The sequence below is a fragment of the Stenotrophomonas rhizophila genome (assembly GCF_020857975.1).
GTDB lineage: Bacteria > Pseudomonadota > Gammaproteobacteria > Xanthomonadales > Xanthomonadaceae > Stenotrophomonas > Stenotrophomonas rhizophila_C.
In genome coordinates, this window is the sequence record NZ_JACWUO010000027.1 from 1 (window position 1) to 24,100 (window position 24,100).

The window sequence follows — 24,100 nt, forward strand, 5'->3', positions numbered from 1 at the left end:
GCGACATGACCGTTGAACGGAGCGGGTTCCTCGGTGTGGCCCAGGCGCGACCTCGATGATGGTCATGCGTGCAATGAACGTTGCCAGGCCATCGGCAGTCGTTTGGGAACCGACCCTACCAGGGCACCCGCATCGACATGGCCGGGCAGATCCCCTGCCCAACAAAAAGGCCGCCCGAAGGCGGCCTTTCCGTATGCGGCAACGTCCGAAGACGTCAGTGCATCATGTGCACGTTCATGTTGTGCATGACCCACAGCGAGCCGGCGACGATGATGCCGATCACCACTACGGTGAAGGCCGCCGCGCTGACGTTCCAGCGCTGCTCCGAGGAGCGGTCCAGGTGCAGGAAGAACACCAGGTGCACCAGGATCTGCAGCACCGCGGCGACCACCACGATCACCCCGGTGGTGAAGCGCGGCAGGTCGCCGTGCATCACCGCCCAGAACGGGATGATGGTCAGCACCGCTGCCAGCAGGAAACCGATCAGGTACGACTTGACGCTGCCGTGGCTTTCGCCGCCGGCACCGTGGCCGTGGTCATGTGCGTGATTGTCATGTGCGGACATTACATCGCTCCATTCAGATAGACGACCGAGAACACGCCGATCCAGATCAGATCCAGGAAGTGCCAGAACAGGCTCAGGCACGCCATGCGGGTCTTGTTGGTCTGGGTCAGGCCGTTCTGCTTGATCTGGATGAACATGATCAGCAGCCACAACAGGCCGGCACTGACGTGCAGGCCGTGGGTGCCGACCAGCGCGAAGAACGCCGACAGGAACGCACTATGGTCCGGGCCGAAGCCCTCATGCAGCAAGTGGTTGAACTCCCACACTTCCATGACCATGAAGCCGAAGCCCAGCAGCCAGGTCAGCCCCAGCCACAGGTACATCTGGCCGATCTTGTGCTTGTGCAGGGCGATCATGCCCAGGCCGAAGGTCAGCGAAGATACCAGCAGCAGGGTGGTTTCCCAGGCCACGAAGGACAGGTCGAACAGGTCCTTCGGGCCGGGGCCGCCGTCGGTGCCGCCGGACAACACGATGTAGGTGGCAAACAGGCTGGCGAAGATGAGGCAGTCGCTCATCAGGTACACCCAGAAACCGAACACGGTGTTGCCGCCGGTGTCGTGGTGCTCGTGCTCGTCATGGCCGTGGGCCGCCGCGTGCGCGGCGTGCCCAGGGTTCATGCTGTTGGGGATAGTGCTGCTCATGCCTTCAGCTCCGATTTCACCAGGCCCTGCGCCACCAGGTGGCGACGGTGCTCATTTTCGATCCGCTCCACTTCGGCGGCCGGCACGTAGTAATCCACGTCCTTGTCGAAGGTGCGCCAGATGAAGGTGCCGATCATGCCGATCATGCCGACGATGGCCAGCCACCAGATGTGCCAGATCATCGCAAAGCCGAACACCAGGCTGAAGGCGCCGATCACCACGCCGGTGCCGGTGTTGCGCGGCATGTGGATGTCGGTGTACTTGGCCGGGCGTTCCCACGCCTCGCCACGCTGCTTGCGCTCCCAGAAATCGTCCAGCTCGGTGACCTTGGGCAGCGCGCCGAAGTTGTAGAACGACGGCGGCGAAGAGGTTTCCCACTCCAGCGTGCGCGCATCCCACGGGTCGCCGGTCAGGTCGGCGGTCTTCTTGCGGTCGCGGATCGACACGGCGATCTGGATCACCTGGCACAGGATGCCGGCGCCGATGATGAACGCACCGAACATGGCGATCACCAGCAGCGGCTGGTACTCCAGGTTCGGATAGCTCTGCATGCGGCGGGTCATGCCCATGAAGCCCAGGATGTACAGCGGCATGAAGGCCACGTAGAAGCCGATGAACCAGCACCAGAACGCGCGCTTGCCCCAGGTTTCGTTGAGGCGGAAACCGAACATCTTCGGCCACCAGTAGGTGATGCCGGCGAACATGCCGAACACCACGCCGCCGATGATGACGTTGTGGAAGTGGGCGATCAGGAACAGGCTGTTGTGCAGCACGAAGTCGATGGCCGGGATCGCCAGCATCACGCCGGTCATGCCGCCGATGGTGAAGGTGACCATGAAGCCGATCGTCCACAGCACCGGGGTGGTGAACTGCACGCGGCCGCGGAACATGGTGAACAGCCAGTTGAAGATCTTCACGCCGGTGGGAATGGAGATGATCATCGTCGTGATGCCGAAGAAGGCATTGACGTTGGCACCCGAGCCCATGGTGAAGAAGTGGTGCAGCCAGACCAGGAACGACAGCACGCCGATGCAGGCGGTGGCGTAGACCATGCCCTTGTAGCCGAACAGCGCCTTGCGCGAGAACGTGGCGATCACTTCGGAGAACACGCCGAAGGCCGGCAGCACCAGGATATAGACTTCCGGGTGGCCCCAGATCCAGATCAGGTTGATGTACAGCATGGCGTTGCCGCCACCGTCATTGGTGAAGAAGTGCGTGCCCAGGTAACGGTCCAGGGTCAGCAGCACCAGGGTGACGGTCAGCACCGGGAAGGCGGCGATGATCAGCACGTTGGTGACCAGCGCAGTCCAGGTGAACACCGGCATCTGCATCATCTTCATGCCGGGGGTGCGCATCTTCAGGATGGTGATGAAGAAGTTGATGCCGCTCAGCGTGGTACCCAGGCCCGCTACCTGCAGGCCCCAGATGTAGTAATCGACACCTACCCCTGGACTGTATTCCTTGCCCGACAACGGCGGGAAGGCCAGCCAACCGGTCTGCGCGAACTCACCAACGCCCAGCGAGATCATCACCAGGCCCGCGCCGGCCACGAACAGCCAGAAGCTGAGCGAGTTGACGAACGGGAAGGCCACGTCGCGTGCGCCGATCTGCAGCGGCACCACCACGTTCATCAGGCCGGTGATCAGCGGCATCGCCACGAAGAAGATCATGATCACGCCGTGGGCGGTGAAGATCTGGTCGTAGTGGTGCGGTGGCAGCACGCCCTCGTTGCCGCCGGCGGCCATCGCCTGCTGGACACGCATCATGATCGCGTCGGCAAAGCCGCGCAGCAGCATGACGAAGGCCACGATCAGGTACATCGCGCCGATCTTCTTGTGGTCCACCGAGGTGAACCACTCCTTCCAGAGATAGCCCCACAGCTTGAACTTGGTGATCAGGGCCAGCACCAGCAGGCCGCCGATCCCCGCGCCGATCAGCGTGGTGATGATGATCGGGTCGTGCGGGATGTCGGCAAAGGTCAGTTTACCCAACAGATTCATGCTCATTCTCCCGAGCCTGCGTGACCGGCATGGCCGGCGGCGGCGTGCTCGTCTGCAGTGTGTGCGGCGTCCGCGGCAGCGGGCTGGTCGGTATGGACCGGCAGCTTGGCGGGTTCGTCAGGGGCACTGCCCTTGGCCGGCATGTCGTGGCCTTCGTGGCTTTCGCCCGCGGCGCCGCCATGCTGCATGGCCTTGTGGTCGTGCTTCATGCCGTAGTGCTGGTTGTCGCCCATGTGCTTGGCGATTACCCAGTCGAACAGGCCGGCTTCGGAGGTGCCGTAGTAGGTCACCGGATGCCAGTCGTGGTTCTTCTCGGCCACCAGCGCAGCGAACGCGGGCTTGTCCAGGGTGGTGCTGGTGGCGCGCACCTTGGCCAGCCATTCCTGGTACTGCGCATCGGTCACCGAGTGGGCGGTGAAATGCATCTTGCTGAAGCCTGCGCCACTGTAGTGCGAGGACATGCCCGGGAACTGGCCGGTCTCGTTGGCGATCAGGTGGAGCTTGGTCTCCATGGCCGTCATCGAGTAGATCATGCTGCCCAGGTGCGGGATGAAGAACGCATTCATCACCGAATCGGAGGTGATCTTGAAGTTCAGCGGGGTATCGACCGGGAAGGTGATCTCGTTGACCGTGGCGATCTTCTCTTCCGGATAGATGAACAACCACTTCCAGTCCAGCGAAATGGCCTCGATCACCACCGGCTTCTTGTCCGATTCCAGCGGACGGTACGGGTCCAGCGCGTGCGAGGACCGCCAGGTCAGCACGGCCAGCACCAGCACGATCATGCACGGGATCGACCACACCACCACTTCGATCGCCGTGGAATGCGACCACTTCGGCTCGTAACGGGCCTTGGTGTTGGTCGCACGGTACTTCCAGGCGAAGGTCAGGGTCATGATGATGACCGGCACGACGACCAGCAGCATCAGCACCGTGGCGGTGATCAGCAGCGTCTTCTCATCGTGGCCGATCTGGCCCTTGGGGTTGAGAATGGCCGAGTTGCAGCCCGTAAGGAACACGGACAGCGCAAACAGCAGGCCCGGACGCAAAAAGCGTCCCAGGGGGTTCAACGGAATCATCGGTCGATCCAATTGCGTAGGGAATGCCAGGTCACGCCCGCCCACCCCGGCCAACGCCGGGTGTGCCGGTCCAGAGGGACAGGCACAGGAGACGATCATGTCAGCCCTCTAATTTTAGGCCGTCACGCATCATTTAAGAAAGGCATTGACAATGATCCGGCGCAGGAAAGGCCCGGTTTTGGCTGCGACACGTTGTCGCAGTGCCCGCCAAGCCGCCACAATCGGCATGTTCCCCATCCATGTATAGACATGTAGGGGCCGCACCGGCGTCCCGCCGTCAGCCGGCCGCCGTCACCCGGTTCGGGCAAGCCCGGCCGGCGGCAAAATCGTTCAGGTTGCCCAGCGTGATCGCCGAGATCTCCTGCAGCGCCTCCATCGTGAAGAAGCCCTGGTGCCCGGTGACCAGTACGTTGGGGAAGGTCATCAAGCGCTGGAACGCGTCGTCGTCGATGATCTCGCCCGAGCGGTCCTGGAAGAACAGCGCGCTTTCCTGCTCGTACACATCGATGGCCAGGTGCCCCAAGTGGCGCGACTTCAGCGCCTGGATCACCGCCTGGGTATCCACCAGCCCACCGCGCGAGGTATTGACCAGCATCGCGCCGGGCTTCATCCGCGCCAGCGAGCCGGCATTGATCAGGTGATGGGTATCGGGCGTCAGCGGGCAGTGCAGCGAGACGATGTCGGCGCGCGCCAGCAGCACGTCCAGCGTCACGGACTCGCCGACGCCCTCGAACCCCGGCGCCGGATACGGATCATGGCCGAGCACCGTGCAGCCCATGCCCTTGAAGATGCGCGCGGTAGCCAGGCCGATCTTGCCGGTGCCGACGATGCCGACGGTCCGGCCGTGCAGGGTGCGGCCAAGCAGCCCGTCGAGCATGAAGTTGCCTTCGCGCACCCGGTTGTAGGCCCGATGCGTGTGGCGGTTGAGGGTCATGACCAGCGCCAGCGTATGCTCGGCCACCGCCTCGGGCGAATACGCCGGCACCCGCGCCACGAACAGGCCCAACTGCTCCGCCGCGGCAACATCGACATTATTGAAACCCGCACAGCGCAGCAGCACCGCGCGTACGCCCAGGGCGTGCAGCGCGTGCAGCACCGGCGCATCCAGGCGGTCGTTGACGAACACGCACACCGCCGCGCAGCCCTGCGCCAGCGCGGCGGTGTGCACGTCCAGGGCGGCATCGAAATACAGGAACTCCCACGCCCGCCCCGTGCCGTCGCGCTGGCTGGCTTCGTCGAGGAAGCGACGGTCGTACGGGCGTGCGCTGAATACGGCGACCTTCATGGGCATCCTTGGCAGTGCGGCAGGGCCACAGCTTACAGCCCTCAGTGCGGAGACCTGGACCGCCTCAAGTCGTTCAACGGCTGCCGCGGCGTGCAAGCGCCCTGCCCCGGCAACCCCCACTGCGCGGGCGGATCGATCTCCACCGTGCCGTCATCGCCGACGATCACCTCGCAGAGCCGGCCCTGGCCTTCGTACTCGAACGACCAGGCAGCGTCGTAGCGACCATCACCGATGAAGGTTATCCCGCTTTCCTTGCCGGTCTTGGCCAGCGCGCAGGCGCGGACCTTCTCGTCGGCAATAAAAAGGTTCTTCTCCCATCTGAGGGGAGTGAGTTGCACGCCAAAGCCTCAGATCAAAGGCAATGACCGACGTATGCGCTGATTGGGTCGGCGCGGGTGGGTTGGCGGGACACGCCGTGAACCCGTCGGCGGGGGCTTGGCGAGAACATCCATGTTTTCGACAGTCCCGCCAACCCACCCACGCCAACCCTCCACACATGGCTGGCACGCATGTAAAAGCGTAGGTCCGAGCCACGCTCGGACAGCGCGATGCCGAGACGATGCGTGTCCGACCATGGGTCGGACCTACCTGTGCTGGGGTTGCCAGGACCTGGAGCAACGTCAGACCGCGGTCGGATTGCTGTTGCTGTTGCTGTTGCTGTTGCTGTTGCTGTTGCTGTTGCTGTTGCCCGTGATCTTGATCTACCTCCCCCTTGGAGCGAGCCGAGCATCGCAATCCCATACGTCCGGAAACGGGCGCGTTGCGACGCGTTCTTCACTACGGAAGTTCGTTGTTGCGGAGGCGCGGGCGTGTTCTTTGGTTACTTTCTTGCACGAGCACCAGCGCCGCAGGAGCGGCGCGGAACAGCGCAGCTGGCCCGTAGGGTGGCGCACATGGATGTGCGCCATCAGAAAGTGACTCGCGCCCCGCAGGGGCACGAAACGCTTTTGACGTTATCCGCGGAGCGGAAACAGCAGCGGCAACAACCGGACAACGGCCGGGCCCACCCGGTGGCATGCCCCCACAATGCCACCGGGTGGGCCGTAGCCCCGGATATCGGCGAAGAACCATAAAAAAAGCCCCGACCAGGGCCGGGGCTTTTTGCTGAATCTGGTGCCGGAAACAGGAGTCGAACCTGCGACCTACGCATTACGAATGCGCCGCTCTACCAACTGAGCTATTCCGGCTGAGCAGGCAATTCTACGGGGCGGCGGCCGGAATGGTCAATTGCAGGCCAGTCGGGACGGGGCGTCCTTGCCCCGCCAGGCCGTTCCGGAACGCCCCCTGCGGTCAGAATCGGTAGCCCAGGCCCAGCATCACCCCGTTCTGGTCCTGGCCGTCGCGGCGCTGCCCGACGTAGTCGAGCATGATCGACAGCCGTTCGCTGGCCCGGCTGGTCACGCCCACGTTCCAGGCCAGCACGCGCTCGCCTACCTGCTGGCTGGCCGCGCCGAACACCAGCTCCGGCGCGGCACTGAACGCGTTGCTGTACTGGGCCCGGGAATCGCCCAGTTCCTTCTGCCAGACCACCCGGGCGTGCGGGGTGATGCGCTCGCCATTGCGCCCGGCGAAGGTCTTGTACAGCTGCAGGCCGGCGCCGACGCGGATGCTCTCCAGGCTGTCGCTGCGGCCGGTGAGGGCGCCGGCGCCCTGCCCTTCATCGAAGCGGGTGGCCGAGGTGCGCGCATAGTCGACCACCGGCAGCAGCGGCTGGATCACCAGGCCATTGCCGGTGGTGAAGGTGAAGCCGTGCTCCAGCCGTGCCGATACCGCATCGTTGCTGTACTTGGCACGCAGCGGGCTGTCCAGGCCGGCGATGCCGGTGATGCTGCGGCGGGTGTCGTGGCGCAGGTCGGTGTAGCGCGCCGCGAACGACAGGAAGCCCCGCGCGTAGCTGGCATCCAGGTAACCGCCCACGTCCAGCGCGCGTACGTCGCCGCTGAACTCGCTGCCGTCGCGGCCCTTGGTCGACATGTCCGCGGCGGCAACGCTGACGCCCAGGGTCACGCGGTCATCGGCGATGCGGGTGTCGGCACCGAGCACGATGCCGCCCACGGTGTGGGTCATGCCGGCAACGCCGTCACCGCCTTCGATCCGCCCCTGGCTGCCGAAGCCCCTGCCCCATACGCCGAGGTTGCGGCGACCGCTGTCGCCGCTGGCATCGGCCGTTTCGCCACTGGGCGCCACCAGGTGCATGGCCAGCTGGTTGAACAGGCTGGCATTGGCCATGCCCGGCTGCGCCGAGGCGGCCTGCGCGGCCTGCATGGCCAGGCCACCGGCATCGCCGCCGCTGCTGCGCAGCGAGAACTGGTGCTGCTGCACCACGTTGCCGATGCTGCCCACCAGTGCGGTGTCGGCCAGGCGCAGGGTGGCGTGGGCGTCGCCGCGCAGGCTGCCGGCCTGCTGCTGGATGATGTCGCGGTCGGCGAACTGCAGTGCGCCCAGCAGCGGCCTGAGCGCGGCATTGTTGCCGTCGGCGGCACTGGCCAGCGCGCGGCCCAGGCCATCGCCTGCGGTGGCGCTGGTGAACAACCCGATCTGCTCGAAGCCGGGGTTGGCGGTCAGCCAGAGGCCGTCGGCGGTCTGCTGCACGTTGAAGCTGAGCAGCGAGTTGTGGCGCGGGCGGAACACGTCGCCGTTGGCCAGGTTGGCGGTGTAGCCGGTATCGCCCAGCCGCACCACGTCCTGGAAGCCCTGCTGGTAGATCGGGCCCTGCACCAGGTCGCGGCGGTAGTCGGTGCCGTAGAAACCCTGCGCCACGTTCAACTCCAGGTAGGCGCCCTTGGCGATCACCAGCGCGCCGTCGTTCTGCCCGTCATCGAAGAAGCTGCCCACGCGCAGGCGGCCGCCGGCGCTGCCGCCGTTCTCGGTCACATCGAACAGCACCTTGCCGCCGGGCATGATGTTGACGTAGCCATGGGTGACCAGGTCGCCACCGCGCGGCATCAGGGTGCCGAACACGCGCAGGCGGTTGAAGCCGTCCTCGCGCCACGACGGGCCGGTGCCGTTGGCCAGTGCGTCGAAATCCATGCCGGTGCCGGCCACATCGCCGTGGCCGACCAGCATGCCGGCGGCCATCACGCGCACTTCGGAGGCGCGCAGCGCGCCGCCTTCCAGGGCGATGGTGCCGTTGTCGACCAGCATGAAATCCGCGCCGGTGGTGGCCGCGGTGCGCCAGGTGGCGCCATTGGTTACGCGGATGACGCCCATCGCATCGTCCAGCGTGGAGGCGTCAAGGTCGCCCAGGCGCAGGCGCGACAGCAACAGGGCCTGGATGCCCGGGTCATTGAGATAGTCCTGCACCGAATCGGTGCCGATGTTCTGCGGGCCCTGGCCGGACAGGTTGTAGATGGCCTGGGCCACGGTCATGTAGGTGGAACCGGCGTTGGTGTTCCAGCGCGCGAAGTCGTCGTCGACCAAGGCCTGCAGCTGGCGCCCGGTGCGCAGGTAGGCCGGGTTGATGTCGCCGGTGACATTGGCGGCCACGTTCAAGGTGTCGCCGGGATCGCGGTAGCCGGCGGCGGTGACGATGTTGTTGCTGAAGATGTCCTGGCCGGGGAAGGTTTCGCGCTTGCTGCCGCTGCCGTCGGGATCGAAGCTGACCGGCGCGCCGGTGGCGCGTGCCGGGTCGGAGAACACCAGCAGGCCGTTGGGCTGGACCACCTCATACATGGCCTTGTGCAGCAGGCCGGCGTCCATGCCGCCACCGTAGTTGCCGGCATAGATCTGGGTCATGCGCGCCGAGGGGGTATAGATCACCTTGCCGCCGCTGCTGGCGGCGTGGATCTGCACCGAGTCCACGATCGGCAGGTCGCCGCCCAGGTAACGCTCGACGCCGCCGGACTGCATGATCGAGCAGGAAGAAATGCAGTGGCCGGACACGATGGTGTTCAATCCGGCGGTGCGGATCACCCCCTGCAGCCATTCGCCGGCGATCAACGCACCGCCGTTGGAGGTGCGCAGCACCACCTCGCGGATCGGGCGGCCTTCGGCCTGCGCCTTGGCCAGCAGTGCCGGCAGCGACATCACATCGGCATAGGTCACCCCGCCGCTGAGATACACCCGATCACCGCGCACGTGGTAGTTCATCGCCGCTGCGTCACCGGCCGCACCGACCGCCAACACGCCCAGTACGCCTGCCAGCGCCACACTCAATACCGACTGCTTCATTGCGTTCTTCTCCAGAATAGGTCCGTCCGTACAACACGCCGGACAACTGACAAACGATCGTTGGCATCGATCACCCCCAGTGCCGCGCACAGGAAAAAGTAAATTCATTCAGATTGGTCGGGATACGACTTTCGGCCTTTCCCACGCCGTCAACCTCGCGTAATACTCGATCGTCTGTCGTTCAGTGCCGTTCGAGGTTCTGCTGTGCCCTCCTCGTCCCCCGTGATCCACCGCGCGCCCGAGCCTGGGCAGGTGCTGGAAGCATTCGCCGCCTTCGTGCGCGACGAGCGCGGGCCGTTGTGCGCGTTCCTGCGCACGCGCGGGGCCAGTGCCGAGGATGCCGAGGACATCGCCCAGGACTGCATGGAACGCCTGATCCGCTACCAGGCCCACGGCACCGACGAACTGCGCCTGCTGCTGTACCGGATCGCACGCAATCGGCTGGCCGACCGCGGGCGGCTGCCGCGCGCGCACCTGCCGCTGGCAGATACCGACAACATCGACCTGCCTGCCTGCGGCACGCCCGGGCCGCTGCGCCAGGCCGAATCCGGGCAGATGCTGGCATTGCTGCGGCAGGCCTTGTTCAAGCTGCCCGACCGTTGCCGCGAGGTGTACCTGCTCAACCGCGTCAGCGGCATGAGCTATACCCAGATCGCACGCCACTGCGGAATCACCGCCAACACGGTGGAAAAACACATCGCCCGCGCCCTGCAGGGACTGCGCAGGGAACTGGGCCCCGACAGCGTCCGCAAGGACGGAGAGACGTGATGCGCGTTGCCGAGCACACCCCCGACGAACAGACCTTCCAGCGTGCGAGCGAATGGGTGGCGCGGCTGGAAGCGGCCGACTGCAGCCGCGCCGAGCGCGATGCATTCGAAGATTGGCTGGCCGAACACCCCGCGCATGTGCGCGCCTGGGCGCAGGCCGAAACCCTGCACCAGCAGGCCGCACTGCTGGCCGATGACGCCGGGCTTCGCGCCCGGGTGGCCCCCCATGTCCACCCGGCCCGGCGGCGCTGGCTGCCGCGCCTGGCGATCGCCGCCGGGCTGTGCGTGGCGGCGATCGGCGGCGGCCTGTTCGCCATCGATGGCAACCCTGCCACCCACCACTACGCCAACGACAGCCGCGTGCCGCAGCAGCGCACGCTCGAAGACGGCAGCATCGCCACGCTGGATGCCGGCGCGGCGCTGGCTGCGCGGGTGGGCTGGCGCGGGCGGCGCCTCGACCTGGAACGCGGCCGGGTGCAGCTGCAGGTCGCGCCGTCGGCCAAGACGTTGCGGGTGCAGGCCGGCAACACCAGCCTGCGCGACATCGGTACCACCTTCCAGGTGGAACGGCGCGGCGACGGCCGGGTCGATGTGGCCTTGCTGGAAGGCGCGGTGGAAGTCACCAGCAGCGGCGCGCAGGCCAGCCGGTACCTGCTGCAGCCGGGGCAACAGGTGCAGGTGCTGCCCTCGGGCCGGATCCAGCCGGCGGCCGCCCTGTCGCGGCCGGCCGCCGAAGGCTGGCTGCACGGGCAACTGGTGTTCGACGGCGCGCCGCTGCAGGAAGTGGTGGAGCGCATGAACCGCTACAGCGCCACGCCGCTGGTGGTCAACGACCCGGCATTGGCATCGCTGGCGGTCAGCGGCACCTTCCGCGCCGGTGATGCGCAGCACCTGCTGCGGGCACTGGCGCTGGGCTGGTCGATCGCCGCACGGCAACGCGCGGACGGTGCAGTGGAACTGCACCGCCAGCCCTGAGCAGGCCGCCGATGCAGGCCACGCTCCGGCTGCGGCGATGGCTGCGCCTGGGTGCGCTCGGCATCGCCTTGTGCGCCGCGCTGCCGCCGCGCGCCGAAGCAGGCGGCACGCCGGCGCCGATCGGTTACCGGATCGAACGCGGCACACTGGCCACGGCACTGCAGCACTGGGCGCGCCAGAGCGGCCAGCTGCTGGTGTTCGATGCCGGCGAACTGGCCGGGCTGCAGACGGCCGGCCTCCATACCCGGCAGGCGCCGGCCGCCGCGCTGGATCAGTTGCTGGCCGGCCTGCCGGTCAAGGTGCAACAGACCGCCGATGGCGTGTTCGTGGTGCGCCGTACCGCACCTGCAGTTGCGGCGGCGGCCGCGCGTACGCCGGCCCGTGCGGTCGCGCCGGCGGCACCGGGCAGCGCGCCGCAGGTGCAGCTGGCGCCGGTGCAGGTCACCGGCAGCCGCCTGCCACGCAGCTCGCTGCAGACCACCCTGCCGGTCACCCTGATCGAGCGCGATGAGATCCTGCGCAGCGGCTACGGCTCGTTGTTCGACCTGCTGCGTCACCTGCCCGGCATGGCCGGGCATTCGCCGCTGTCCACCTCCGGCAGCGGCGATTCGCTGTACCTGCCGTCCGGTGCGGCGGCCACCACCAGCCTGGATGGCATGGGGCCGCGTGCGACCCTGTTCCTGGTCAACGGCAGGCGCCTGCCGCGCTATCCGATGGTGTCGTTGAACGACGGCGCGCTGACCGACCTGGGTGGCATCCCATTGAGTTTCGTCGAGCGCATCGAACTGGTCCGTGGCGGTGCCTCGGCGATCTATGGGGCCGATGCGATGTCCGGGGTGGTCAACATCATCCTGCGCGACCACGCCGACGGTGCCGAGGCGATGCTGCAGTCCGGGGTCAGCAGCCGCGGCGACGGCGACCAGCAGCGGCTGCAGCTGGCCGGCGGCGGCAGCCGCGCCAACGGCGACCGCTGGTTCGCCGGGCTGGACCTGCAGCGCGCCCAGCATGTGGGCGGCGACCGCCGCGCGTGGCATCGCGAGCAGGACCGCTATCCGATCGGCCTGCTCAGCGTCGATGGCGACTACCTGCCCGCCGCGCTGTGCCCGGCGCCCCTGCAGCGCGACGACGACGGCTGCTGGTACGACAGTGCGCGGCCAGGATCGCTGCAGCCGGCCGCGTCCACGCTGGCGGCATACGGCCGCTATCGGCGCGAACTCGGCCTGGGCCGATACGCGTATGCCGAAGCGCGCGCCAGCCGCAACCGGCAGCGTTTCGAACTGGGCGCCACCGCCGCCGCCCTGCACCTTGGCAATGGCCTGCTGATCAACCATGTTTTCCAGGAAGGCGGCATCGTGCGCCCGCGGGTGCAGGCCACCGACACCGACCTCACCGTCGGCGTCGGCCGCAACCAGCCCGGGCGCCGCTGGGAGGCTGGCGTGGGTCGGCAGCACAGCGAGGTGCTGCTGGTCACCGAAGGCGCGGTGCGTACCGAACAGTTGTTCGCCGCCACCCGCCAGGGCTTCGTGCCCGGCTTCACGCCGCTGCCGCCGCAGCAGGCCGCGCTGTTGTTTCCCCGCATCGGCAACCGCGGGCGCACCGAGCAATGGCAGGCCTGGTGGGGGCTGCAGCGCGACTTGGTGGCGCTGCCCGGCGGCGCGGCGCAGTGGGCGGCCGGCATCGACCTGCGCCATGAAACCTGGACCGCGCAGCCCGATGCGCTGCTGGGCGAAGGCAAACTGGCGCTGGGCCTGCCGCTGGAGCAGCGCCGGCTGTCGCGGCCGTCCAGTGCGGTGTACACCGAACTCGGCCTGCCGCTGGCAGCCACGCTGCGGCTGGATGTGGCCGCACGCTGGGACCGCGATGCCGGCGACAACGCGTTCTCGCCGCGTGCCGGCCTGCGCTGGAGCCCGTCGGCGCACTGGTCGTGGCTGCTGTCCAGCGGCCGCGGCTACCGTGCGCCCAGCCTGTTCGAACGGCGCCGGCCGCCGGCCGATGACGACGCGGTGGTGCTGCCGCCCTCCAGTGCGCTGCCGCCCTGCGCCCAGCCTTCCACGCAGGGCTGCGTACTGGACGTGGCGGTGGTGGAGAATCGCAATCTGGAACCAGAAACCACGCGCAGCTATGCGCTGGGCGTGACCTGGACACCGGCCAGCGCGCTGTCGTTGTCGCTGACCCACAATCGGGTCGAGCTGCGCAACGAGATCCTGGCGCTGCGCCCGCAGGATGCGCAATGGAACCGCCGGCTGTGGGCGCTGGATGAGGCCGGGCAGCTGCAGTCGCTGCGCCTGTCCTTCGACAATATCGGCCGCACCGTCTCGCGCAACTGGGTGCTGCGCGGCGACTACCGCCGGGCCACCGGCGCCGATGGCCAGTGGCAGCTGTCGCTGGACGCGCTGCGGCAGCAGGTACTGCGCCGCTTCCGCGCCCATGGCGGAGCGGTCGACCTGCGCGGCCACGCCACCCCGCGCCATGCGGCCGTGTTCGGCACGCAGTGGCAGAACCCGCACTGGGACATCGCCGTGCGCGCCAACTACGTCGGCCGCACCCGTGCCTGGCTGCCCGGCCAGGCCTGCCCGCCGCTGCAACACGAACAGCAGCGCTGCAGCAACCCCGACCGGCTGTACTGGAACCTGCACCTGGGCCGCCAGCTCGGGCCGCGGACCGCGCTGGCGCTGGACGTGCACAACCTGTTCGATGCGCCGCCGGTCAACCACCTGGTCGGCAACGGCGGCCTGGCGCGGGGACGCGACGATCCGCTGGGGCGCTACTTTCTGCTGACCCTGCAGCTACGCTGACGCGCGCTCAGCGCGCCTTCGATCGTAGTCCTGACATGCTGCCCTGCCCCATGGCCAAAGGTCATGACTACGCGATTGGTTGGATCCGGCAAAGCCTGTAACGCCGAGGGCCCGCTTGCGCGGGCCCTGGTCGTTTGGGCGTGCCCACCAACGGTGGGTGCCTACCGTCGCACTACCGCCGTACCGACCAACGGTCGGTACCCACGCAATGTCAGTCGACCAGGCGCAGCCGCAGTTCCTTGGGCAGTGCGAACACCATCGACTCCGGTTCGCCGTCCAGTTCGCCGATGCCGCTGGCACCGAGTTCCTTCAGGCGTGCGATCACGCCGTCGACCAGCACCTGCGGCGCCGAAGCGCCGGCGGTCAGGCCGATGTGCTGCTTGCCGGCCACCCAGGCCGGGTCGATTTCTTCGGCGCCGTCGATCAGGTAGGACTCCACGCCTTCGCGCCGCGCCAGTTCGCTCAGGCGGTTGGAGTTGGAACTGTTCGGCGAGCCCACCACCAGCACCAGGTCGCAGCGCTTGGCCAGGTCGCGTACCGCGTCCTGGCGGTTCTGGGTGGCGTAGCAGATATCGTCGTTCTTCGGCCCCTGCATGGCCGGGAAACGTGCGCGCAGGGCCTCGATGATGCCGCGGGTGTCGTCCACCGACAGCGTGGTCTGGGTGGTGTAGGCGAAGTTTTCCGGCTGGTCGATGACCAGCGTGGCCACGTCCTGCACGTCCTCGACCAGGTAGATCTGGCCGGTGCCCTTCTCGCGGTTCCACTGGCCCATGGTGCCTTCCACTTCGGGGTGGCCGGCGTGGCCGATCAGCACCACATCGCGGCCGGCGCGGCAGTGCCGCGCCACTTCCAGGTGCACCTTGGTGACCAGCGGGCAGGTCGCGTCGAACACCTTCAGCCCGCGCCGTTCGGCTTCCTGGCGCACCGCCTGGGACACGCCGTGGGCGCTGAAGATCACCGTGTTGTCATCGGGCACTTCGTCGAGTTCTTCGACGAAGATGGCGCCACGGGCCTTGAGATCGTCGACCACGAAACGGTTGTGCACGACCTCATGGCGCACGTAGATCGGTGCGCCCAGGGTCTCGATCGCGCGCTTGACGATCTCGATCGCACGATCGACGCCGGCGCAGAAACCACGCGGATTGGCGAGCAACACATCCATCGGTCAGATACTCCGGCCGGCACGCGGCCGGTTGATTGCAGGAAACAGGAGGGAATTATCCCGCTTTTTTCTCGGCCTTGCCGTCGAACAGCCCGAACAGCGCGATGCCCACCGCGCCGACCACGATCGCCGAATCGGCGATGTTGAACGACGGCCAGGCATGGTCACCGATATACCACTGGATGAAGTCGACCACATGGCCGTGCATCAGCCGGTCGATCACGTTGCCGATCGCCCCGCCGATCACCAGCGCGTAGGGCACCGCGCTGCGCCAGTGGCCGCGCGCGGTACGCGACAGCCAGAACGCCATCAGGCCGCTGATGCCCACCGCCAGCGCGGTGAAGAACCACAGCTGCCAACCACCGGCGTCGCTGAGGAAACTGAACGCGGCGCCGGTGTTGTAGGTGCGGTACCAGTTCCAGAAGCCGTCGATGACCACCACCGGCTCGTACTCGGGCAGGCTGGACAGCACCCAGGCCTTGCTCCACTGGTCGGCGATGAGGATGGCCGCCGACAGCAGCAGCCAGACCAGCGCGTTGGGACGCGGACGGGCGGCGCTCATCAGAACCACCGCCGGTCTTCGCCGGCACCGTCAAGGTTGCTCACGCAACGCCCGCACAGTTCCGGATGGGCCACCGCCGAACCGACGTCGGCGCGGTAATGCCAGCAGCGCACGCACTTCTGTTTTTCGGTCGGCTGGGCACTGACGAACACCTCATCGGTGGTCGCCGCACGCACCTGCACATCGCCGCTGATCAGCAGGAAGCGCAGTTCCTCGGCCAGCGGCTGCCAGCGCGCGGCGGTGTCCGCGTCGGCGGCGATGGTGATCTCCGCTTCCAGCGCCGCACCGATGGCGCCGTTGGCACGCATCGGCTCGAGCACCTTGGACACCTGCTCGCGCAGGGCCAGCAGCTGGTCGAAGTCGGCTGCGTTCAAGCCGGCATCGGCCGGCAGCGGGACCAGCCCGTCGTACCAGGTGGCCATCAGCACGTTGTCCTTGCGCGCGCCCGGCAGATAGCCCCACAGCTCGTCGGCGGTGAAGCTCAGGATCGGCGCGATCCAGCGGGTGAACGCTTCGGCGATGTGGTACATCGCGCTTTGCGCCGAACGGCGGCCGCGCGAATCGGTCGGCATGGTGTACAGCCGGTCCTTGGTCACATCCAGGTACAGCGAGCCCAGGTCGACGCTGCAGAAGTTCAGCAGCAACTGCACGATCTCGGCCATGTTGTAGCCGGTGTAGGCCGCCTTGATCTTCTCCTGCACCTCGAAGGCGCGATGCACGATCCAGCGGTCCAGCGCGACCATGTCGGCCGGGGCCACCAGGTGCACGGCCGGGTCGAAACCGTCCAGGTTGCCGAGCAGGAAGCGCGCGGTGTTGCGCAGGCGCCGGTAGGCGTCGGCGTTGCGCTTGAGGATTTCCTGCGACAGCGACATCTCGTTGCTGTAGTCGGCCGAGGCGATCCACAGGCGCAGGATGTCCGCGCCCAGGGTCTTCATGATGTCCTGCGGCTCGATGCCGTTGCCCAGCGACTTGGACATCTTGCGGCCCGTCTCATCCACGGTGAAACCATGGGTGAGGCACTGCTTGTACGGGGCCTGTCGGTCGATCGCAACGCCGGTCAGCAGCGAGGACTGGAACCAGCCGCGGTGCTGGTCCGAGCCTTCCAGGTACAGGTCGGCCGGCTTACCGAAGCCACGCGCCAGCAGCACACCTTCGTGGGTGACGCCCGAGTCGAACCAGACATCCAGGATGTCGGTGACCTTCTCGTACTGCGGCGCTTCCTCGCCCAGCAGCTCGGCGCTGTCCAGCGAGTACCAGACGTCGATGCCTTCGGCCTGCACGCGGTCGGCGACCTGCTGCATCAGCTCCACGGTGCGCGGGTGCGGCTCACCGGTTTCGCGGTGGGTGAACATCGCGATCGGCACGCCCCAGGTGCGCTGGCGGCTGATGCACCAGTCCGGACGGCCTTCGACCATGCCGCCGATGCGCGCCTTGCCCCAGTTCGGGAACCAGCCGACGTTGTCGATCGCAGCCATCGCATCGCCGCGCAGGTTGGCCTTGTCCATCGAGATGAACCACTGCGGGGTGGCGCGGAACACCACCGGGGTCTTGTGCCGCCAGCAGTGCGGGTAGCTGTGCACGATCTCGACGAAGGCCAGCAGCGCACCGGAGGCGCGCAGCGCCTCGATGATCAGCGGCTGCGCCTTCCACAGGTGCACACCGGCCAGCTCGACATCGCCGGCCGGCGGGGTCGAGGACAGGTACACGCCGCGGCCGTCGACCGGGTTGATCTGGCCGGCGTTGTACTTGTCCATCAGCCCGTACTGCTGGCTGACCACGAAGTCTTCCTGGCCATGGCCCGGAGCGGTATGCACCGCGCCGGTGCCGTCTTCATCGGAGACGTGCGCGCCGTTGAGCAGCGGGATGTCGCGGGTGGGATAGAACGGATGGGCCAGCAGCAGGTTTTCCAGCGCCGCGCCCGGCGCACGGCCGTGCACCACCAGCCCGTCCACGCCGTAGCGCTGCAGCGAACGTTCGGCCAGCGCGGCGGCCAGCACCAGCCAACGGCGCTTGCCATGGTGGGCCGGGCCTTCGGCCAGCACGTACTCGATGTCCGCGCCCAGCGACACCGCCAGCGAGGCCGGCAGCGTCCACGGGGTGGTGGTCCAGATCGGCACGGCCACCTCGACGTCGGCCGGCAGCGCCGCGCCGAAGCGCGCGGCCAGCTGCTGCGCATCGCGCGCCGCGTAGGCCACGTCGATCGCCGGGGAGGTCTTGTCCTGGTACTCGATCTCGGCCTCGGCCAGCGCCGAACCGCAGTCGAAGCACCAATGCACCGGCTTGGCGCCACGCACGACATGGCCGTTGGCGAACACCTTGGACAGCGCGCGGATTTCATTGGCCTCGAAATCGAAGCTCAGCGTCTTGTACGGGTTGTCCCAGTCGCCGATCACGCCCAGGCGCTTGAAGTCGCGGCGCTGCAGCTCGATCTGCTCTTCGGCGAACTCGCGGCACTTCTGCCGGAACTGCGCGGCATCCAGCTTGACCCCGACCTTGCCCCACTTCTTTTCGACCGCGATCTCGATCGGCAGGCCGTGGCAATCCCAGCCCGGCACGTAGGGCGCGTCGAAGCCGGCCAGGTAGCGCGACTTGACGATGATGTCCTTGAGGATCTTGTTGACCGCATGGCCCAGGTGGATCTGGCCGTTGGCATAGGGCGGGCCGTCGTGCAGCACGAACAGCGGGCGGCCCTGCGCGTTGTCGCGCAGGCGGGCGTACAGGCCCTCGTCCTCCCAGCGCGACAGAATGCCCGGCTCGCGCTTGGGCAGGTCGCCGCGCATCGGGAATTCGGTGGCCGGCAGATGAAGGGTGGCTTTGTAGTCCTGGCTCACGCAGTGGCTCGCAATCTGTGTTCGGAAAGGATGTGACGCGCCTGTTCGGCATCACGGTGCATCTGGTCGGTCAACGCGGCCAGGTCTTGGAACTTTTCTTCATCGCGCAGTTTGGCGACGAACTCCACTTCGATGTGGCGGCCGTACAAGTCGCCCTGGAAATCGAACAAATGCGCTTCCAGCAGGGGCTCCACGCCCTCCACCGTCGGGCGCGTGCCGAAACTGGACACCGACGGCCACGGCTGGTCGAACACGCCATGCACCCAGGTGGCATAGATGCCCGACAACGCCGGGGTCTTGGGGAAGCGCAGGTTGGCCGTGGGGAAGCCCAGGGTACGGCCGAGCTGGCGGCCGCGCACGACCCTGCCGCTGATCGCATACGGGCGGCCGAGCAGGTCCGCGGCGTGGGCGAAATCGCCCTGGCGCAGCAGCTGGCGGATGCGGGTGCTGGAAATGCGCTCGCCGTGCAGGTCCACCGGCTCGATCTCGCCAGCGGCAAAGCCCAGCTGCGCGCCCATGGACTGCAGCAGGGCCAGGTCGCCGCCGCGGCGGTTGCCGAAGCAGAACTCCGGCCCGATCCAGACCTCGCGCGCGCCCAGCCGCTGCACCAGCAGCTGCCGGACGAAATCCTCGGCCTGCAGCGCGGCCATGCGCGCATCGAAGCGCAGCAGGCCGATCGCATCCACGCCCAATTCGCGCAGCATCGCCACCTTGTTGCGCGCCAGGGTCAACCGCGGCGGCGGCTCGCCCTGGGCGAAGTACTCGCGCGGCAGCGGTTCGAACGCGACCGCCACGGCGGCCACGCCCAACGCGCGCGCGCGCGCCACCGCATGGCGCACCAACGCACGATGGCCGAGATGCAGGCCGTCGAATGCGCCGATGCAGACCACGCTTCCGTGCGGGAACAGTTGCCCGCCTTCGATGCTTCTGAACAACCTGCTCATCAACTGGAATCTGGCCCACCCGGACCGATGCGCTGCAAGGGATAGCCATGAAGTATAGCCGGGGTGCCCACGGATCAATGCTCGCGCAGGTGGCGCGGGCGGAAACCCATCGCGACCAGGGCGACCAGGTAGGTCAGGCCGCCGCCGCCGACCAGCAGCGCGAGGTTGCCGATCCGCTGCCATTTGTCCATCCCGGTGAAGCCCGGCATCCCGTACAGCAGGCCCAGCAGCACGGCCACCATCGCCGCGCAGGCCACGCCGAGGCGGGCCGCATAGCCGCCCCAGCCCGGCCTGGGCTGGTACACCCCGGTCTTGCCCAGCCAGTACCACAGCAACCCCAGGTTCAGGTAACTGGACAGCGCGCTGGCAATGCCCAGCGCCAGGTGCAGGCCGGGCTGCTTGCCCAGCGCGGTCCACACGCCCTGGGCCTTGAGCGCCTCGGGCACCATCAGGTGGTACAGCACCGCCAGCAGGATGAAGTTGAACGCCATGTTGGCCACCAGCGCGATCAGGCCGGCGCGGACCGGGGTGCGGGTGTCCTGGCGGGCGTAGAACGCCGGCAGCACCACCTTGAGCAGCGCGAACGCCGGCAGGGCGAAGCTCAGGCCGTACACCGACAAGGCGGTCATGCGGGTATCGAACGCGCTGAACTGGCCGTGCTGGAACACCGTGGCGATCAGCGGCTCGGCCAGCAGCACCAGGCCGAGCATGGCCGGCACGGCGATCAGCAGGGTCGTGCGCAGCCCCCAGTCCAGCGCGCTGGAGAAGCCGGCCTTGTCGGTGCTGACGTGGTGGCGGGCCAGCGCCGGCAGGATCACCGTGCCCAGCGCCACCCCGAACACGCCCAGCGGCAGCTCCAGGAAGCGGTCGGCCAGCGACAGCCAGGACTGCGAGCCGTCGGTCAGCTTGGCGGCGATCACCGTGTCCAGCAGCAGGTTGATCTGGGCCACCGACGAGCCGAACAGGGTCGGCACCATCAGGGTCAGCACCTTGCGCACGCCCGGGTGGCGCCAGCCCCAGCGCGGCAGGGTGAGCAGGTTGATGCCCTTCAGCGAGGGCAGCTGGAACAGCAGCTGCAGCAGGCCGGCGGCCAGCACCGCCCAGCCCAGGGCCAGGATCTGCTTCTCCGGGGTGCCGCCCAGCCGTGGCGCCAGCCACAGCGCGCCGGCGATCATGCACAGGTTGAGGATGACCGGGGTCAGCGCCGGCATGGCGAATTTCTGGAAGCTGTTGAGCGCCCCGCCGGCCAGCGCGGTCAGCGAGACGAACAGCAGGAACGGGAAGGTCAGCCGGAACAGGTCCACCAGCAGGCCATGCTTGGCCGGGTCGGTGTCCACCCCGCTGGCGAACAGCGTGGCCAGCTGCGGGGCGAAGATCAGCGCCAGCGCGGTGACCAGCAGCAGCACCCCGCCCAGGGTGCCGGCCACCCGCGACATCAGCTCGCGCAGCTCGGCATGCGAACGGGTTTCCTTCACTTCCGTGAACACCGGCACGAAGGCGGTGGCGAACGAGCCCTCGGCGAACAGCCGGCGCAGGAAGTTGGGCACCCGGAAGGCGACCCAGAAGGCGTCGGTCACCGCATTGGTGCCGAAGGTGGTGGTGATGACCAGGTCGCGGACCAGCCCCAGCACCCGCGATATCATGGTCATGCTGCTGAACGACAGCAGCCCGCGCAACATCCTGGGTGAACTCACCGGTGTTCCCTCTTGACAATTGACTTGACGTACATTTTTCGAGCGATCATACTTTCCAGCTTGCTGTTCCCATTACACCGATTTTTCAGGAAACCACCACTGTGGCCAATATCAAGTCCGCCAAGAAGCGCGCCAAGCAGACCGTCGTGCGCAACGCGCGCAATACGGCTCAGCGTTCGATGCTGCGCACCGCTGTCAAGAAGGTGATCAAGGCTCTGGATGCCAATGACGCCGCCGGCGCCGAGGCAGCCTTTGCCGTCGCCCAGCCGATCCTCGACCGTTTCAGCTCGCGTGGTCTGATCCACAAGAACAAGGCCGCTCGCCACAAGAGCCGCCTGACCGCGCGCATCAAGGCCATCAAGGCCGCCTGATACGGCGAAGTGGTTGCCGGAAGCCTGGCTTTCGGCAGCACAGAAGAACCCGGCCCCGGCCGGGTTTTTTGCGTGCACGCCATTATTTTCTGCCCCGCTGGACCGCCCGGCCGCCGCCGCACCGGACCCGGCCCGGCAGCCTGCCGCGACGAGGTCCCGGCCGCCGGACGCAAGCCGGGCGGAGCCCGACACCAACGCACCACGCGTGTGCAGCACACAACAGAAAAACCCGGCCGCAGCCGGGTTTCTCAGGGGCGCGCGGACGCGCTCAGTACGCATCGCGCGCTTGCGCCTCATCTTCCTTCTGGCGGTCGAAGAAGGCCATGATGTTGGTCATGATCGGCCAGGTGCCTTCACGGCCCAGCGCCGAAACCAGGTACCACGGCTGGGTCCAGCCCAGCTCGGCGACGATCTTCTCGGCGGCGGCCTTGGCCTCGTCCTCGAACATCAGGTCGGCCTTGTTCAGTACCAGCCAGCGCGGCTTGTCCAGCAGCTCCGGGTCGTGCTTTTCCAGCTCGCGCTCGATCGCCCGGACCTGCTCGATCGGCGACACGCCCTCCACGCCACCTTCCATCGGCGAGATGTCCACCAGGTGCAGCAACAGGCGGGTGCGCTGCAGATGGCGCAGGAACTGCGCGCCCAGCCCGGCGCCGTCGGCCGCGCCCTCGATCAGGCCGGGAATGTCGGCGATCACGAAGCTGCGGTAGTTCTCGACCCGAACCACGCCCAGGTTCGGGTACAGGGTGGTGAACGGGTAGTCGGCCACCTTCGGCGTCGCCGCAGAGACGGCGCGGATCAGGGTGCTCTTGCCGGCATTGGGGAAGCCGAGCAGGCCGACGTCGGCCAGCAGCTTCAGCTCCAGCTTGAGCAGGCGCTCTTCACCCTCTTCGCCCGGCAGCGCCTGGCGCGGCGAGCGGTTGGTGGAGCTCTTGAAATGCATGTTGCCCAGGCCGCCGCGGCCGCCCTTGGCCACCAGCAGGCGGTCGTCGTGCTGGGTCAGATCGCCGATCACCTCATCGGTGGCCACGTTCATGACCACGGTGCCCACCGGCACGATGATGACCAGGTCTTCGCCGCCCTTGCCGTAGGCCTGGCGGCCCATGCCGTTCTCGCCGCGCTGCGCCTTGAAGATGCGCTCATGGCGGAAATCGACCAGGGTGTTCAGGTTCGCATCGGCGCGGATCCACACGCTGCCGCCATTGCCGCCATCGCCACCGTCCGGGCCGCCCAGCGGAATGAACTTCTCGCGACGGAAACCGACGCAGCCGTTGCCGCCATCGCCGGCGGTGACCTGGATTTCTGCTTCGTCTACAAGTTTCATGATTCTGGATGCCAACTGGAGGCGATGGGCCATCGATGCGCCCGACCGCAGAGTCTAACGTCACCGGTACGATCCGGCGACGGTGGCGGGAACGATCCCCGCCCGTAGGTGCTTGGATAAAAACAAAAACCCCGCCGAAGCGGGGCTTTCGTCAGCGGCCCCACGCCGAGGCGTGGGCGCCCGCGTATCGCGAAGATCAGGCTTCGGCGACGACGCTGACGGTACGACGCTTCTTCGGGCCCTTCACCGAGAACTCCACCTTGCCGTCGACCAGCGCGAACAGGGTGTGGTCACGGCCGAGGCCAACGCCGCTGCCCGGATGGAACTGGGTGCCGCGCTGACGCACGATGATGTTGCCGGCATCGATGGCCTGGCCACCGAAGATCTTGACGCCGAGGTACTTCGGGTTGGAGTCGCGACCGTTGCGCGATGAGCCTACGCCCTTCTTATGTGCCATGACTGGTCTCCTTGATTACTTGCTGCCACCGGCAATGCCGGTGATCTCGATTTCGGTGTAGTACTGACGGTGACCCTGGCGCTTCATGTGGTGCTTACGGCGACGGAACTTGATGATCCGGACCTTGTCAGCACGACCCTGGGACACGACCGTGGCGGTGACCGAAGCGCCGCTGACTGCGTCGCCGATCTTGATGCCATCGCTGTCGCCCAACATCAGGACGGTGTCAAACTTGATCTCGCTGCCGACTTCGACTTCGAGCTTTTCAACGCGGAGCTTTTCGCCCTGCGCCACGCGGTATTGCTTACCGCCGGTTACCAGTACTGCGTACATGACCAGACTTCCTCTGTAGTTATTGTGGTCTATGGACTGCCGCCATCGAGGGCAGACAGAAGCGGGATTTTAATGACTGGGGGTGGTCCGGGTCAAGTCACCCCCCGCCTTGCCCGGCTTGGGCCTGAATCCCGTTCAGGTACGGCCC

The 24,100-nt window shown here is 67.2% G+C and carries 19 protein-coding genes and 1 tRNA gene; 4 read left to right on the forward strand and 16 right to left on the reverse strand.

Features of this window, described 5'->3' with window-relative positions; genetic code table 11:
- Nucleotides 1–214: 214 nt before the first annotated feature.
- The 8 genes from cyoD to IC535_RS17665 form a co-directional block, all read right to left on the reverse strand.
- Nucleotides 215–565, reverse strand: coding sequence for a cytochrome o ubiquinol oxidase subunit IV (cyoD, locus tag IC535_RS17630; protein ID WP_228887606.1), 351 nt, complete (start codon nt 563–565; stop codon nt 215–217).
- A complete protein-coding gene (cyoC, locus tag IC535_RS17635; protein WP_429000414.1) occupies nt 565–1,182 on the reverse strand; it encodes a cytochrome o ubiquinol oxidase subunit III in 618 nt (205 codons plus the stop codon). The genes cyoD and cyoC overlap by 1 nt, the downstream gene beginning before the upstream one ends.
- A 20-nt stretch (nt 1,183–1,202) precedes the next feature.
- Nucleotides 1,203–3,200 carry a cytochrome o ubiquinol oxidase subunit I gene (cyoB, locus tag IC535_RS17640; protein WP_228887609.1) on the reverse strand — a complete coding sequence of 666 codons (1,998 nt, stop codon included), beginning with the start codon at nt 3,198–3,200 and terminating at the stop codon, nt 1,203–1,205.
- Between the two features lie 8 nt (nt 3,201–3,208).
- A complete protein-coding gene (gene cyoA / locus IC535_RS17645) occupies nt 3,209–4,285 on the reverse strand; it encodes a ubiquinol oxidase subunit II (protein WP_228887604.1) in 1,077 nt (358 codons plus the stop codon).
- A gap of 277 nt (nt 4,286–4,562) precedes the next feature.
- Nucleotides 4,563–5,570 (reverse strand): 2-hydroxyacid dehydrogenase, encoded by a 1,008-nt coding sequence (locus IC535_RS17650; RefSeq protein WP_228887603.1) that lies wholly within the window; start codon nt 5,568–5,570, stop codon nt 4,563–4,565.
- A 41-nt stretch (nt 5,571–5,611) separates the two neighbouring features.
- Complete coding sequence (locus IC535_RS17655; RefSeq protein ID WP_228887602.1) at nt 5,612–5,908, reverse strand: hypothetical protein; 297 nt, start codon at nt 5,906–5,908, stop codon at nt 5,612–5,614.
- A 773-nt stretch (nt 5,909–6,681) separates the two neighbouring features.
- Nucleotides 6,682–6,757, reverse strand: a tRNA-Thr gene (locus IC535_RS17660).
- Nucleotides 6,758–6,860: 103 nt separating this feature from the next.
- Nucleotides 6,861–9,740, reverse strand: coding sequence for an autotransporter outer membrane beta-barrel domain-containing protein (locus IC535_RS17665; protein WP_228887601.1), 2,880 nt, complete (start codon nt 9,738–9,740; stop codon nt 6,861–6,863).
- A gap of 276 nt (nt 9,741–10,016) precedes the next feature.
- Here IC535_RS17665 and IC535_RS17670 point away from each other — a divergent pair, with 276 nt between their 5' ends.
- Genes IC535_RS17670 through IC535_RS17680 form a run of 3 tightly spaced genes read left to right on the forward strand, consistent with a single transcriptional unit; the run spans nt 10,017 to nt 14,277 of the window.
- Entirely contained in the window at nt 10,017–10,508 is a 492-nt protein-coding gene (locus IC535_RS17670) for an RNA polymerase sigma factor (protein WP_429000413.1), read from the forward strand.
- Nucleotides 10,508–11,482 carry a FecR family protein gene (locus IC535_RS17675; RefSeq protein WP_228887599.1) on the forward strand — a complete coding sequence of 325 codons (975 nt, stop codon included), beginning with the start codon at nt 10,508–10,510 and terminating at the stop codon, nt 11,480–11,482. The genes IC535_RS17670 and IC535_RS17675 overlap by 1 nt, the downstream gene beginning before the upstream one ends.
- 11 nt (nt 11,483–11,493) lie before the next feature.
- The gene (locus IC535_RS17680) at nt 11,494–14,277 is read left to right on the forward strand and encodes a TonB-dependent receptor (protein ID WP_228887598.1); all 2,784 of its coding nucleotides are present in this window, start codon (nt 11,494–11,496) and stop codon (nt 14,275–14,277) included.
- Between the two features lie 211 nt (nt 14,278–14,488).
- On the opposite strand, the gene ispH is transcribed toward IC535_RS17680, so the two are convergent.
- From ispH to murJ, 5 genes are all read right to left on the reverse strand, one after another.
- Nucleotides 14,489–15,439, reverse strand: coding sequence for a 4-hydroxy-3-methylbut-2-enyl diphosphate reductase (gene ispH / locus IC535_RS17685; RefSeq protein WP_228887597.1), 951 nt, complete (start codon nt 15,437–15,439; stop codon nt 14,489–14,491).
- Nucleotides 15,440–15,494: 55 nt separating this feature from the next.
- The gene (gene lspA / locus IC535_RS17690) at nt 15,495–16,001 is read right to left on the reverse strand and encodes a signal peptidase II (protein WP_228887596.1); all 507 of its coding nucleotides are present in this window, start codon (nt 15,999–16,001) and stop codon (nt 15,495–15,497) included.
- Nucleotides 16,001–18,832, reverse strand: coding sequence for an isoleucine--tRNA ligase (gene ileS, locus IC535_RS17695; RefSeq protein WP_228887595.1), 2,832 nt, complete (start codon nt 18,830–18,832; stop codon nt 16,001–16,003). Before ileS ends, lspA begins: the two co-directional genes overlap by 1 nt.
- A complete protein-coding gene (locus tag IC535_RS17700) occupies nt 18,829–19,776 on the reverse strand; it encodes a bifunctional riboflavin kinase/FAD synthetase (protein ID WP_228887594.1) in 948 nt (315 codons plus the stop codon). Before IC535_RS17700 ends, ileS begins: the two co-directional genes overlap by 4 nt.
- 74 nt (nt 19,777–19,850) lie before the next feature.
- Nucleotides 19,851–21,455, reverse strand: a complete 1,605-nt coding sequence (gene murJ / locus IC535_RS17705; protein WP_228887608.1) for a murein biosynthesis integral membrane protein MurJ — start codon at nt 21,453–21,455, stop codon at nt 19,851–19,853.
- A 116-nt stretch (nt 21,456–21,571) separates the two neighbouring features.
- On the opposite strand from murJ, the gene rpsT reads away from it, so the two are divergent.
- Complete coding sequence (gene rpsT / locus IC535_RS17710) at nt 21,572–21,841, forward strand: 30S ribosomal protein S20 (RefSeq protein ID WP_019184515.1); 270 nt, start codon at nt 21,572–21,574, stop codon at nt 21,839–21,841.
- A gap of 268 nt (nt 21,842–22,109) precedes the next feature.
- Here the strand turns inward: rpsT and obgE are convergent, their stop codons facing one another.
- From obgE to rplU, 3 genes are all read right to left on the reverse strand, one after another.
- Complete coding sequence (obgE, locus tag IC535_RS17715; RefSeq protein ID WP_228887593.1) at nt 22,110–23,162, reverse strand: GTPase ObgE; 1,053 nt, start codon at nt 23,160–23,162, stop codon at nt 22,110–22,112.
- A gap of 196 nt (nt 23,163–23,358) precedes the next feature.
- Nucleotides 23,359–23,619 carry a 50S ribosomal protein L27 gene (gene rpmA, locus IC535_RS17720; RefSeq protein ID WP_038689688.1) on the reverse strand — a complete coding sequence of 87 codons (261 nt, stop codon included), beginning with the start codon at nt 23,617–23,619 and terminating at the stop codon, nt 23,359–23,361.
- Between the two features lie 15 nt (nt 23,620–23,634).
- Nucleotides 23,635–23,952, reverse strand: coding sequence for a 50S ribosomal protein L21 (gene rplU, locus IC535_RS17725; RefSeq protein WP_228887592.1), 318 nt, complete (start codon nt 23,950–23,952; stop codon nt 23,635–23,637).
- Between the last annotated feature and the right edge of the window lie 148 nt (nt 23,953–24,100).

What these genes read in the sequence shown, in the direction of transcription:
- cyoD (WP_228887606.1), bottom strand. Translation starts at nt 565, where the DNA reads ATGTCCGCACATGACAATCACGCACATGACCACGGCCACGGTGCCGGC.
- cyoC (WP_429000414.1), bottom strand. Translation starts at nt 1,182, where the DNA reads ATGAACCCTGGGCACGCCGCGCACGCGGCGGCCCACGGCCATGACGAG.
- cyoA (WP_228887604.1), bottom strand. Translation starts at nt 4,285, where the DNA reads ATGATTCCGTTGAACCCCCTGGGACGCTTTTTGCGTCCGGGCCTGCTG.
- IC535_RS17650 (WP_228887603.1), bottom strand. Translation starts at nt 5,570, where the DNA reads ATGAAGGTCGCCGTATTCAGCGCACGCCCGTACGACCGTCGCTTCCTC.
- IC535_RS17665 (WP_228887601.1), bottom strand. Translation starts at nt 9,740, where the DNA reads ATGAAGCAGTCGGTATTGAGTGTGGCGCTGGCAGGCGTACTGGGCGTG.
- IC535_RS17675 (WP_228887599.1), top strand. Translation starts at nt 10,508, where the DNA reads ATGCGCGTTGCCGAGCACACCCCCGACGAACAGACCTTCCAGCGTGCG.
- IC535_RS17680 (WP_228887598.1), top strand. Translation starts at nt 11,494, where the DNA reads ATGCAGGCCACGCTCCGGCTGCGGCGATGGCTGCGCCTGGGTGCGCTC.
- ispH (WP_228887597.1), bottom strand. Translation starts at nt 15,439, where the DNA reads ATGGATGTGTTGCTCGCCAATCCGCGTGGTTTCTGCGCCGGCGTCGAT.
- lspA (WP_228887596.1), bottom strand. Translation starts at nt 16,001, where the DNA reads ATGAGCGCCGCCCGTCCGCGTCCCAACGCGCTGGTCTGGCTGCTGCTG.
- IC535_RS17700 (WP_228887594.1), bottom strand. Translation starts at nt 19,776, where the DNA reads ATGAGCAGGTTGTTCAGAAGCATCGAAGGCGGGCAACTGTTCCCGCAC.
- murJ (WP_228887608.1), bottom strand. Translation starts at nt 21,455, where the DNA reads ATGTTGCGCGGGCTGCTGTCGTTCAGCAGCATGACCATGATATCGCGG.
- obgE (WP_228887593.1), bottom strand. Translation starts at nt 23,162, where the DNA reads ATGAAACTTGTAGACGAAGCAGAAATCCAGGTCACCGCCGGCGATGGC.
- rpmA (WP_038689688.1), bottom strand. Translation starts at nt 23,619, where the DNA reads ATGGCACATAAGAAGGGCGTAGGCTCATCGCGCAACGGTCGCGACTCC.
- rplU (WP_228887592.1), bottom strand. Translation starts at nt 23,952, where the DNA reads ATGTACGCAGTACTGGTAACCGGCGGTAAGCAATACCGCGTGGCGCAG.